The 12,581-nt window shown below is 62.7% G+C and carries 9 protein-coding genes; 3 read left to right on the forward strand and 6 right to left on the reverse strand.

What is annotated here, in order from left to right:
- Positions 1 to 97 precede the first annotated feature (97 nt).
- Both G0P99_RS00515 and G0P99_RS00520 read left to right on the forward strand, forming a co-directional pair.
- Entirely contained in the window at positions 98 to 2,563 is a 2,466-nt protein-coding gene (locus G0P99_RS00515) for a penicillin acylase family protein (protein ID WP_164126702.1), read from the forward strand.
- Positions 2,564 to 3,724, forward strand: a complete 1,161-nt coding sequence (locus G0P99_RS00520; RefSeq protein ID WP_164126704.1) for a cation:proton antiporter — start codon at positions 2,564 to 2,566, stop codon at positions 3,722 to 3,724.
- On the opposite strand, the gene hflX is transcribed toward G0P99_RS00520, so the two are convergent.
- The 4 genes from hflX to trkA all read right to left on the reverse strand — a co-directional run bounded on the left by hflX (position 3,721) and on the right by trkA (position 8,280).
- Complete coding sequence (hflX, locus tag G0P99_RS00525) at positions 3,721 to 4,992, reverse strand: GTPase HflX (RefSeq protein ID WP_164126706.1); 1,272 nt, start codon at positions 4,990 to 4,992, stop codon at positions 3,721 to 3,723. The genes G0P99_RS00520 and hflX overlap by 4 nt on opposite strands.
- The gene (gene hfq / locus G0P99_RS00530) at positions 4,992 to 5,231 is read right to left on the reverse strand and encodes an RNA chaperone Hfq (protein WP_005611588.1); all 240 of its coding nucleotides are present in this window, start codon (positions 5,229 to 5,231) and stop codon (positions 4,992 to 4,994) included. Before hfq ends, hflX begins: the two co-directional genes overlap by 1 nt.
- Positions 5,232 to 5,362: 131 nt before the next feature.
- Positions 5,363 to 6,904, reverse strand: a complete 1,542-nt coding sequence (locus G0P99_RS00535) for a TrkH family potassium uptake protein (protein WP_164126708.1) — start codon at positions 6,902 to 6,904, stop codon at positions 5,363 to 5,365.
- Positions 6,904 to 8,280 carry a Trk system potassium transporter TrkA gene (gene trkA / locus G0P99_RS00540; protein WP_164126710.1) on the reverse strand — a complete coding sequence of 459 codons (1,377 nt, stop codon included), beginning with the start codon at positions 8,278 to 8,280 and terminating at the stop codon, positions 6,904 to 6,906. Before trkA ends, G0P99_RS00535 begins: the two co-directional genes overlap by 1 nt.
- A 98-nt stretch (positions 8,281 to 8,378) precedes the next feature.
- Here trkA and G0P99_RS00545 point away from each other — a divergent pair, with 98 nt between their 5' ends.
- On the forward strand, positions 8,379 to 8,855 hold the full coding sequence (locus G0P99_RS00545) for a hypothetical protein (protein ID WP_164126712.1): 477 nt from the start codon (positions 8,379 to 8,381) through the stop codon (positions 8,853 to 8,855).
- An 8-nt stretch (positions 8,856 to 8,863) separates the two neighbouring features.
- On the opposite strand, the gene G0P99_RS00550 is transcribed toward G0P99_RS00545, so the two are convergent.
- The gene (locus G0P99_RS00550) at positions 8,864 to 10,273 is read right to left on the reverse strand and encodes a sigma-54 dependent transcriptional regulator (RefSeq protein ID WP_164126714.1); all 1,410 of its coding nucleotides are present in this window, start codon (positions 10,271 to 10,273) and stop codon (positions 8,864 to 8,866) included.
- Positions 10,270 to 12,555, reverse strand: coding sequence for a PAS domain-containing sensor histidine kinase (locus G0P99_RS00555; protein WP_164126715.1), 2,286 nt, complete (start codon positions 12,553 to 12,555; stop codon positions 10,270 to 10,272). Before G0P99_RS00555 ends, G0P99_RS00550 begins: the two co-directional genes overlap by 4 nt.
- Positions 12,556 to 12,581 lie beyond the last annotated feature (26 nt).

Below are 12,581 nucleotides of genomic sequence, written 5' to 3' on the forward strand. Positions count from 1 at the left end.
GGGATCGCGGATCCGAACCGGATGTGCTCTTTTGTTCCGGCACTCAATGTCTTAGTGTCAAATCATCATCCGCAAACCAAAACCTTTCGGGTCACGCATGGGACTGATCTTTCGCTGGCTTCTGCGACTTGCCGCAGGTCTTGTCATTCTGGTGGTCGCGACCAATGCCCTGGTCTATTACCTCGCCAGCCAGTCGCTGCCCGAGTACAACCAGACGCTGGAGGTCGATGGCGTCACCGCACCTGTCGAAATCGTGCGCGACAACAACAACGTTCCGCATATCTTTGCGGCATCCGACCCTGACGTGTTCTTTGGCCTGGGTTACGTGCACGCCCAGGACCGGCTGTGGCAGATGACCATGTTACGCCGGACGGTTCAGGGGCGGTTGTCCGAGGTTTTCGGCCAGAGAACCGTGTCGATCGACCGGCTGATGCGGCGGCTCGACCTCTATCGTCTGGCGCAGCAATCTGTCGGGGCGCAGGATGCGTATACCACCGCCGCGCTCAGGGCCTATGCCGCTGGTGTGAACGCGCGGCTTGCGGAAATCAACGACAAGGCGCTTGGCCGTGGCGCGCCCGAAATGTTCCTGTTCAACGCCCCCGTCGCCCCTTGGCAACCGGCCGACAGTATCGCGATCCTCAAGCTGATGGGCCTGCAACTGTCCGGACATCTCGAAGAGGAGGTACTACGCGCGCGAACCTCTCTCATGCTGGACGATCAAGCCCGTCTGGCCGATATCCTGCCGGATGCACCGGGTGCAGGGGTGGCAGCGCTGCCGGAATATGCCGCGATGTTTCCCGGCCTGCCACGCTATGCCGCGGGACAAAAAGAGGCTGATAACCCACTGTCGCCACTGCCAAAACGCGGTCTGGCCGGGGCGTCCAATGCCTGGGCTGCGGCTCCGTCGCGCTCTGCCAGCGGCGGAACCTTGCTTGCCAATGATCCGCATCTGGGGTTCTCGGCCCCCTCCACCTGGTATCTGGCCCGGCTGGAACTGGCCAAGGGGGGTGTGATCGGCGGTACGATCCCCGGAATGCCATCCGTGCTTTTGGGCCGCAGCGAGCGTCTGGGCTGGGGGCTGACCTCGTCCTACATGGACGATCAGGACCTGTTCATTGAAAAGCTGAACCCCGACAACCCCGAAGAGTACCTGACCCCGGACGGGTACAAGGCGTTCGAAACCCGTCCCTCGATCATCGAGATCAAGGATGCCACCCCGATCACCTTGACCCTGCGCTGGACCGAGAATGGGCCGGTCCTGCCCGGAACGGTATATGACCTGGAAACCATCACGCCGCCCGGACATGTGGTGTCGCTGGGATGGACCATTCTCGATCCTCAGGACAGTTCGATCTCGGCGGCGATGGCGCTGATGAGCGCCGGCTCGGTGACCGAGGCGATCAAGGCCAGCGAAAACTATGTCGGCCCCTCGCAGAACCTGACGCTGGCCGACCGGGAAACCGTCGCGATGAAGATGGTCGGAGCGGTGCCACGCCGGGATGCCGCGCATCAAAGCCAGGGCCGCCTGCCCTCGCAAGGCTGGCGCATCGAGAACCGCTGGCAGGGCCGGATGCCCTATGCCTCCAACCCTGAATTCCTGTCCCCGGTCGGCGGCCTGCTCGGCAATACCAACAACAAGCTGCTGGAACGGCCGTTTCCCAACCACATCTCCTTTGTCTGGGGTGACACCCAGCGCGTGACCCGCTGGCAGAGACTGATGCAATCGCGCGAGGTACACACCCGCGACAGCTTCATCGAAGCGCAGCTCGACCCGGTCAGCCCGACCGCCCGTACCCTGTTGCCGCTGATCGGCGCAGATCTGTGGTTCACCGGAGAGGCCGCCCCCGAGGGCACACCCGAACGCCAGCGCCAGATCGCGCTGGCCCTTCTGGCGGAATGGAACGGCGAGATGAACGAACATCTTCCCGAACCCCTGATCTATGCCGCCTGGGTGCGCGCTTTGCAGAAACGCCTGATCACCGACGAGTTGGGACCGCTCGCCAGCGAATTCAAACATGTCGAACCCTTGTTCATCGAACGGGTTTTCAAAGATGTCGACGGCGCCTCGGCCTGGTGCGATATCCGGCAAAGCGCACCACAGGAAGACTGCACCGAAATTGCCCGGCTTGCGCTGGACGATGCCCTGGTCTGGATTGCCGAGCGCTATGGCACCGCCCTGGAGTCGCTGCGCTGGGGCGACGCGCATCAGGCAACCCACGACCATCCTGTACTAGGCGAGGTGCCGGTGCTGCGCTATTTCGTGAACATCCGCCAATCCACCAGCGGCGGCGACAACACGCTGCAACGGGGCCGCACCTCGGGCGAGGATCCGGACCCGTTCCAGAACGTGCACGGCGCGGCCTATCGCGGGGTCTATGACTTTGCCGACCCGGACAGTTCCGTATTCGTGATCTCGACCGGCCAATCGGGCCATTTCCTGTCGCGCTATTATGACGATCAGGCCCAGCTCTGGCGCCGGGGCGAATACATCCCGATGTCGCTGGATACCGAGCTGGCACGGGCAGCCGCCGTCGGCATCACGCAACTGGTCCCGGAACCCTAAATGCAGGGGTACGCTCCAGCTCTGATCGCGCTTGGGGTGCTGTTTCTCGTCGGGCTGGCGGCCGACGGTCTGGGTCGGCGCACCAATCTGCCCCGGGTGACGCTGCTCTTGGCCTGTGGGCTGCTCGGCGGTAGCGCCGGGTTCAACCTGATCCCGGATGGCCTGCGCGATGTCTATCCGATTGTCTCGGTCATCGCGCTCAGCATGGTGGCGTTTCTGCTGGGCGGCGAATTGTCATTCAGAACGCTCCGATCCCAAGGCCGGACCATCGTGATCATTTCACTGGCGGTCGTGTTCTGCACGTTGATCGCCGTGTCTGCCGGTTTGGCCGCAATCGGCGTTCCCTTGGCCGCGGCCTTGATGATCGGGGCGCTGGCAACCGCCACCGATCCGGCGGCAACGCTGGATGTGATCCACCAATCGGGAACCGAAACCGAGTTCTCCCGGACCCTTAAAGGGATCGTTGCCATCGACGATGCCTGGGGCGTGATGGTGTTCGCGCTGCTGATTGTAGTCGCCCGAGCTGTCGACGGGGCCGATCCGGGGCTGCACCTGCTGACCGACGCCCTGGTCGAGATCTTTGGTTCGATGCTGCTGGGCTGCGTTATCGGCGTGCCTGCCGCCTATCTGACCGGCCGGTTGTCGGACGGCGAACCGCTGAGGATCGAAGCGCTCGGGGTCGTTTTCCTGACCGCCGGTTGCGCTCTCTGGCTCGATCTGTCCTATCTGATCGCGGGCATGACCGCCGGCGCCGTCATCGTCAACCTTGCCCGCCACCACACGATGGCCTTTCGCGAGATCGAAAACCTCGAATGGCCCTTCATGATCATCTTCTTCATCCTTGCGGGCGCAACGTTAGAGCCCGCGGCCTTGTGGGCCATTGGGCCGGTTGGACTTGCCTATTTCGTTCTGCGGATTCTGGGGCGCATCGCGGGCGGGTGGCTGGGCGGTTTGCTGGCCCGCACCCCGCGCCGCCAACGCAGATGGTATGGACCGGCCTTGTTGCCGCAGGCCGGGGTGGCCATTGGCATGGCGCTTATGGCGGCCGAGTATTTCCCCGAACATGGGGACATGATCACGGCGCTTGCCATCGCTGCCACCGTTGCCTTTGAACTGATCGGGCCGATCCTGGCGTCTTTCGCCCTGCGCAAGGCGGGTTAGAGCGCGCCGAACCGCGCCTCTTGCCGCGACGTCCACAGCACCTTGATCTCGAACCCGGCCTCGGTCTGTTCCTCGCTCTGCACCACGTCCTGCTCGAACAGCCAGGCCCGGCGGCGCCCATCGGAGAAGGACAGGTGCAGCGTGGTCTCGTGCCGCACCTCTTCCAACTGCCGGGAAATGGCCGCCAACAGATCCTCCAGCCCCTCTCCCGTGATCGCCGATACAGCATAAAGACCCGGATCCCGCTCTGCCCGTATCCGGGCCGAGGCATGGCGGTCGGGATTAAGCAGGTCGATCTTGTTCCAGACCTCCAACTTCGGGCTTCCTTCGGCCACACCAAGCGAGGCGAGGATGCTTTCGACATCGCGTGCCTGCTCTTCGGTCGCGGCATGGCTGATGTCGCGAACATGCAGGATCAGATCGGCGGCAAGCACCTCTTCCAGCGTTGCGCGGAACGCAGCAACCAGTTCCGTCGGCAAATCCGAAATGAAACCCACCGTGTCGCTCAGGATCACTTCGGGCCCGTCCGGCAGCTGAACCCGCCGCATGGTCGGATCGAGCGTGGCAAACAGCATGTCCTTGGCCAGCACTTCGGCCCCGGTCATCCGATTGAACAGCGTCGATTTCCCGGCGTTTGTATAGCCCACAAGGGCGACAATGGGATAAGGCACCTTGGCGCGCGCCTTGCGGTGCAATTCGCGCGTCTTGACCACCTTGTCGAGCTGCCGACGCAGCCGCACAAGCTGTTCGTCGATCGCCCGCCTGTCCGCCTCGATCTGGGTTTCGCCGGGACCACCGACAAACCCCAGCCCGCCGCGTTGCCGCTCCAGGTGAGTCCACGCCCGCACAAGGCGCGTCCGCTGATAGCTGAGCGCGGCCATCTCGACCTGCAAGACGCCCTCGCGGGTCCGGGCCCTGTCCGAGAAGATTTCCAGGATCAGACCGGTCCGATCAAGGATCTTCACTTTCCATTCTTTTTCCAGATTGCGCTGCTGCACCGGGGACAGCGGCCCGTCGATCAGCACCAGCTCGACCTCATTGGCCTTGAAAAGCGCGCCCAGCTCTTCGACCTTGCCCGAACCGAACAGGTGACCGGGATGGGGTTTGGGCAAGCGTACAATGCCCGAGCCCGCGACCTCCAGCTCTGGCAAGGCCGCAGCCAGCGCTACAGCCTCATCCAGCGCCGGAACAGGATCCCTGCGGTCAGGGTCGGATTTCAACTCGGGATGCAGAACCCACGCGCGGGTGCCCGCACGATCTTGTTCCATCAATTGGAGTCTTCACCTTCGTACAGGCTGATGGGCTGCGCAGGCATGATCGTCGAAATCGCGTGTTTGTACACCAGTTGCGACTGTCCGTCGCGGCGCAGCAACACGCAGAAATTATCGAACCAGGTAATGACCCCCTGCAATTTTACACCATTGATCAGGAATATCGTGACCGGGACCTTGGTTTTTCTCACGTGATTCAGGAAGGCATCCTGAAGATTCTGTCTGTCCGAAGCCATTTCTTTACAATCTCGCCTTTGTTCTTGCTACTTGCCGCGCATCGGCACGCACCTAATGATTAAGTATGAAGTCCTGTTTACGGATTTGCCAGCCGAAAAAGGCAAACATATCGGGCCGTGCTTCGGATAGGTCAATTCCGCCACAAGGCCGGGGTGATCAGCGCGATGATCGCCAGCGTTTCCAGTCGGCCAATTATCATCGCGGCGCTCAGGATCATCTTGGCCGCAACCGTCATCTCGATCAGGCGGATCGGCTCTTCCGATGCGATCTCGATCAGGGGTCCGGTGGTGCTCAACGTGGCGACGCTCAGCACCATGGCCTGCTCAAAGCTTGAGCCGGTCGCCGCCAGCGCGACGCAGACCGCAACCAGTGAAATCGCGAACAGCATGAAGAAGACCCAGGCGATAAAGGCCCCGTCGCGCTGAATCCGGCGGTTCTTGCCCGAGGCGGAACTGACCGACGAGGGATAGACCAACCGTTGCAACTCGCGCGTCCCGTTAAGGTAAAGCGCATAGACCCGCAGCAGCTTGACGCCTCCGGCGGTCGTGGCCACACCGCCGCCGATCACGGACAGGCCCAGCAGGATCATGCCCGGCGTTCCAAGCCCGGACCATTGCCGCGCCTCTTCCCAGTCCGCGGATTCGAACCCGGTGGTCGACAGGAACGACAAGACCGTAAAGACCCCGCCCCACAACGCCCGCAGCGCCAACCCCAGGTTTTCGGCCGAGTTGATCTCGATCGCGCCGGACCAGTGCCGCAGGAACAGCAGCAGGGGAACGCTGACCACGATCAGCACACCGATGCGAAACTCCGGATCCTGGTCCAGCCGCGTATATCCGCGTGTCGCCGTGTCCGACGAAAACGTCAGCCGCGACAGCGAGAAGAACATGAACAGGAACAGGATCGCCTCACCCGTCAACCCGGCGGTGGATCCCGACAGGCCGCCGACCGGCGATATCCCGGATGTCGCCATGATCGACATTGCATGGCAGACAGCAGTCAGTTCCGCCTCTCCCGACGCCAGCAACAGGATGGCAACGATCACCGTCAACCCGGCATAGACCGGCGCCAGCGTAATGGCGATGCGGATCAGGCGGCCGCGGCTGTCTACCTTCCCGCCCTGCCCCGATCCGGCGACAATCCGGCCCGGCTGGCCCTGAGCCGTCACCTCGAACCCGCCCAGCGACAGTGGCGCCAGGATGGCCGAGGCGGCAATCCACATCACCAGCCCGCCCAGCCAGCCAACCAGGGCCCGCCACAGATGCAAGGGTTGGCTCAGCCGCGTGGGGTCGGGAAACATCTCGGCCCCGGTGGTGGTGATCGCGCTCACCATGTCGAAATAGGTGTTCAGGAAACTGGTAGTCTTCAGCGCATCGTGAAACGGGATCGCCAGAAACAAGGGCAAGACCGCAAAGGTCGACAACAGCGCCAGCAACTGCCCCAACACCCCGTGGCGCGACGGTCGCCCTGCCCGCGCCAGCGCCACCATGGTCACCACGATCACGCCAAGCAGCCCGGAATACAAGAACGAGCGCGAGGTCTCGTGGTCATTCAGCACCAGCGCATAGATCGACGGGACCCACATGCTGATCGAAAACGCGCCCCAGACCAGCAGGAACAGCGGCAACCGCCGCAACAATCCCTGCTCCTCCTGTTGCTTGCGCTGAACCATCAGAAGAAATCGATCGAGACCTGCATCAGCCGCTCGACCTCGGGCACATCGTCGGCCATGGCGAAGAGCGCGATTGCATCCCCCTCTTCGATGCGCAGCTCTCCGGTCGGCCGGACCACCTTGCCATCCTTGCAGACCGCCCCGACCAGAACCCCTTCGGGAAAGTCGATGTCGCGCAGCCGCTGGCCCGCCATCGGCGAGGTCGACAGCACTTCGGCCTCGATCACCTCGGCCTCGGCGTCTCCGATCGAATAGACCTGACGCACCCGCCCGTGCCGGATATGCCGCAGAATGGAACTGACCGTGGTCGCGCGCGGGTTGATATAGGCGTCGATGCCCAGCGGCCCCATCAGCGCCACCAGTGTCGGATCGTTGATCAGGGCAATGGCCAGGCGGCATCCGGCGGCCTTGGCCCGCACTGCCGCCAACAGATTGGTGCGGTCGTCGTCGGTAACGGCCAGCATCGCATCCGCCCGGTCGATCCCCGCCTCGGACAGCAGGGCCGCATCCAGACCGTCGCCATGCAGCACGATGGTACGCTCCAGCGCTTCAGCGGCCCGTTCCGCATTCCGGCGGTCCCGCTCGACCACCTTCGCGTGAATGCGGCCCTTGTGCTCTTCCAGCGCGCGGGCCACTTCCAGCCCCACGTTTCCACCGCCGACGATGACAACGCGATCTTGTTTTTTCTGCGTCTTGCCAAAGACTTCAATCGTTCTGCTCACGTCATCGACATGACAGAAGACATAACATTCGTCCCCGGCAAAGATCTGGTCGCCCGGTTCCGGGGCAAACAAGGTCCCCTCGCGCCGGATACCGACCACTATGGCCCGCAGGGTCGAGAAGAGATCGGTCAACTGCCGCAAGGGCGTGTTGATGATCGGGCTTTCCTCGTCAACCGACAGGCCCACCAGCTGCGCCATGCCGCCCATGAACACCTCGGTGTCAAAGGCCGCAGGCGCCGACAGGCGGCGCATCGCCGCCGCCGCAACCTCGCGCTCGGGGCTGATCACCACGTCGATGGGCAGATGCTCGCGCCGGTAGAGATCGGAATAGATTGCGTTCAGATAGGATTTCGACCGCAGCCGCGCGATCTTGCGCTGGATGCCGAACACCGAATGGGCCACCTGGCAGGTGACCATATTCACCTCGTCGGAATAGGTCGCCGCGATGATCATGTCCGCGTCCCGCGCGCCCGCCCGTTCCAGAACATCGGGGTACGAGGCAAAACCGGCGATCCCCTGTACATCCAGCGTCTCGGTGGCGCGCCGCACCAGATCGGGGTTGTTGTCCACCACGGTGACATCGTTCAATTCGCCCGACAAATGGCGTGCGATCTGCCAGCCAACCTGCCCCGCACCACAGATGATGACCTTCATGCTCTGGCCCCTTTTGCCTGAGGTTTTTTGAATGACAGAAGGCCGCGATGGGGTCAATTCAATTGTCTTGGCCGCGTGTTGGTGCCAATCTTGCGGTTATGAAACCCGGTTATGTTCTCTCTCTTATCGCGTTGATTCTGTCCGGCTGCGGCCCGTTGTCGATCTACTATCGCGAAGGCGTCAGCGTCTCGCGCATGCAATCCGAGACGACGGATTGCCAGGTCAAGGCGTTGCGCGACGCGCCGGTGGCCACGCAGGTCCGGCAAAGCCCGCCGATCTATTTTCCCGGGCGCACGGTCTGCAATTCGGCAGGCCAGTGCTATACCACGCCCGGCTGGTGGGAGCCCGGCAACGTCTATACCGTCGATCCCAATGCCGGCCTGCGCGGGCGCGTGGAACAGCAATGCATGGCGGACAAGGGCTATGCCCCGGTGCAACTGCCCACATGCAGCCAGAACGTCGCGGCCCAGATTCAACCGGTCAAATCGGCCAAGTTGCCTGCGCTTGGGCCGAAATCCTGTGTCGTAAAGTTCGAAGACGGGTCCATCCAGGTGGTTACACCCGTCGCCAGCTAGTTGGGCGGCTATTCAGCCGCCTCAACCTCGTCATCGGCAAAGGCCAGCCGCGCGCCCGACTTGCCCGAGGTCACCACGCCCAGCGACTTCAGCTTGCGGTGCAGCGCGCTGCGCTCCATACCGACAAAGCTGGCAGTGCGGCTGATATTGCCGCCAAACCGGTTGATCTGGGTCAGCAGGTATTCCCGCTCGAACGCCTCGCGCGCCTCGCGCAGCGGCAGTGTCGCCAGCGCGCCGGACAGTACCACGCGCCCTTCCTCGGCCTTTTCCTCGTTGCTCGGCAATTCCTTGGCCTCGATCGGGTCTGTGCCTTCGCCCAGGATCAGAACCCGTTCGATCAGGTTCTTCAACTGGCGCACATTGCCTGGCCACGGCATGGTCTGCATCAAGGCAATCGCCTCCTCGCTGATTTCCCGCAGCGGCAGGCCCTGGCTCTGGTGACAGGCTTCGATGAAATGCGCGGCCAGAACCGGAATATCCTCGCGGCGATCCTCAAGCGAGGGGACCGCGATCGGCACCACGTTCAGGCGGTGATACAATTCCTGGCGGAACCGTTCCGCCTGGATCTCGGCTTCCAGATCCCGGTTGGTCGATGAGATCACCCGAAGGTCCACCCGGACCTTGTCGGCACCACCGACGCGCTGGAACTGCTGATCGACCAGAACCCGCAGGATCTTTGACTGGGTGCCCAGCGGCATGTCCGCCACTTCGTCGAAGAAAATTACCCCGCCATGCGCCTGTTCCAACAGGCCCGGCTCGACGCCACGCTCCGGCGTCTCGCGGCCGAACAGGACCTCTTCCATCCGCTCGGGTTCGACACCGGCGCAGTTCACCGTCACAAATGGCGCATTGGCCCGGTTGGAATGGGCGTGGATATAGCGCGCGGCGATCTCCTTGCCGGACCCCGCTGGCCCGCGCAACATGACACGGCCGTTCGACTTGGTCACCTTGTCGAGCTGGTTGACCATCGCCCGGAATGCGGCGGATTGGCCGATCATCTCGGCGGTCGAGACTTCGCGCCGCTTCAACTGCGCATTCTCCCGACGCAAGCGAGAGGTTTCCATCGCTCGCCGGATCACCACCATCAGCTGGTCGATGTTGAACGGCTTTTCGATGAAGTCATAGGCGCCCTGCTTGATCGCCGCCACGGCGATCTCGATATTGCCATGGCCCGAGATGATCACCACCGGCACATCCGGGTTGTCCCGCTTCACCGCCTTGAGGATGTCGATCCCGTCCATCCGGCTGTCCTTGAGCCAGATATCCAGGATCAAGAGCCCGGGCGGTTCCGCGTTGATGGCGGCCATGCACTCTTCGGAGTTGCCCGCCAGCCTGGTCGCATACCCTTCGTCCTCAAGGATGTCCGACACCAGTTCACGAATGTCGCGCTCGTCATCAACAATCAGGATATCGCTCATATCGTCCCTGCTTTCATTTTGCTCCTGGCCGCCTGTCTTAGGGTCGCGGACTTTTGCGCCGGCTCATAGGCCGGCAGCCGGATCACGGCCATCGCGCCAAAATGATCCTGCCCTTCAAAAACGGGCGCATCTTCCAGCTGAAGCGTCCCGCCATGTTCCTCGATGATCTTCTTGACGATGGGCAGGCCAAGACCGGTGCCCTCGTCGCGTGTCGTTACATAAGGTTCGAACAGCCGCGCCCGATCCTCGGGCAGCCCGATCCCGTTATCCGCGATGGTCACCAGGATACCCGGGCCATCCCCGTCAAGTCGCACCCGGATTTCCGGTTTCAAGTTATCAGGTGCGCCTTTTTTCTGAAGAGTTTCAATGGCCTCTCCTGCGTTCTTGATCAGGTTCGTCAGGGCCTGGCCCAGCATGGTCGCATCGACATTGCTCATCACCGGTTCGTCCGGAATATCCACCACAAAATGCACGTTCGGCTGGCCAGACTGTTGCAACAGCGTGGCCTCGCGCACCAGTTTGGTCAGATCCTCTTCGTGCCGGTCCGGTTCAGGCATGCGGGCGAATTTCGAAAACTCGTCGACAATCCGGCGCAAGTCGTTGGTTTGGCGAACAATCACATCGGTCATGGAGACGAGGCTGTCGCAATCCTCTTCGTCCAGCTTGCGGGAAAACTTGCGCTTGATGCGCTCGGCGCTCAGCTGGATCGGTGTAAGCGGGTTCTTGATCTCATGCGCGATGCGCCGCGCCACATCGCCCCAGGCCGCCATCCGCTGGGCACTGACCAGATCGGTGACATCGTCAAAGGCGATCACGTATCCTTCGAGCGTTTCACTCTCGCCCCGGCGTGTCGACATGCGCACCAGCAGGTTCTCCAACTGGCCCTTGCGGGTCACCTTCACTTCGGCCTGAACGGTTTCCTGACCGCTCGCGAGCAGCCCTTCGAACAGCGGCAGAAACTCGGGAACCGCGATCCCGATCGCCAGGCTGTGCTCGTCCCCCGACCAATCCAATAGCCGCGCGGCGGAGCGGTTCACAAAGGTCACGCACCCCTGTGCGTCAAGTCCGACGACGCCAGAGGTGACCGAACTCAGCACCGAATCGAACAGACGCCTGCGGCGCTCGATCTGATGGGTATTCTCCAATAGCGCGTCGCGCTGGCCTTTCAGCTGGCGCGTCATCTGGTTGAAGTACCGGCCCAGCATGGCAATCTCGTCATCGCCATTGTCTTCGGGCACCTGCACGCCCAGATCGCCGCCCCCGACGCGCTGCGCGGCGGTGGTCAACTGGCCCACCGGACGCGACAGGCGTTCGGCAAACCACAAGCCCAGCCAGACCGCTGCCAGAATCAGAATGACCGCAAACCCAAGGTAGAGCAGACCAAACTCGAACAGCACCCGTCCACGCTCGTGTTCCAGCTGCTGATACAGACGCGCCGTCTCCTTGGTGTCGTCGAGCAGATTCAGGATGCTGCCGTCCACCACCCGGCTGACATAAAGATACCTGTCGAGATAGGCCTGCAACGGGACCAGCGCGCGAAACTCGTTATTGTCCCAATCCTGAATGACGGCCGTGCCCTTGGCCTGCGCGGTCACGAAATCTTCGGCCTTGGGCGCTTCGAAATCAAACTGATAAGACCGGTCGCCCCGCGCCTTGATCTGCCCGGTACCGTCGATGACATAGGCCTCGCGCAGGCCGCGCTGAATCTGCGCCTGCCCCTGGGCCAGCACGCCGCGCAACTCGGCATCGGTGACGAAGAAGTTCAGCGACCGCGCCTGGTCCAGATAGCGGCCAAGCGCCCGGGCGTCCTGCTCCAACCCCTCCCGGTGCTCCTGCTCATAGGCCTCAGCCGCCGACAGCGACGCCCCAACCACATTGCGGACCCGGTCCGAGAACCAGCCCTCGAGCCCGATGTTCAGCGTCAGACCGGCAAAGACCGCCACCGTGATCGTTGGAATCAGCGCCAGCAGCGTGAACACACCAATGAGCCGCAGATGCAGGCGGGATCCCGCCGATTTCTCGCGCCGCGCGGCCACCAGCCGCCCCACTTGCGAGATCACCAGCGCCGCAAGCGCCAGGATATACACAAGGTCCGCCAGCAGGATCAGCCGCAAGGTCGTCGAACTGGCGCCCAGATCAAACGGCCCCGTCACCAGATAGGTCGCAAGCGTCAGCGCCGGCCCAAGAACAACCAGCCCCAAAGCCCCGATATTGCGGGCCTTTCGGGTCTTTCGCCATTCGGTGAGCGACAAAAACGATCCGCTCTGTGACCGGGATGCCACCTGCTGCCCTCATCCTGATGTGCCGC

This window comes from Ruegeria sp. PrR005, assembly GCF_010500245.1.
Lineage (GTDB): Bacteria > Pseudomonadota > Alphaproteobacteria > Rhodobacterales > Rhodobacteraceae > Ruegeria_B > Ruegeria_B marisflavi.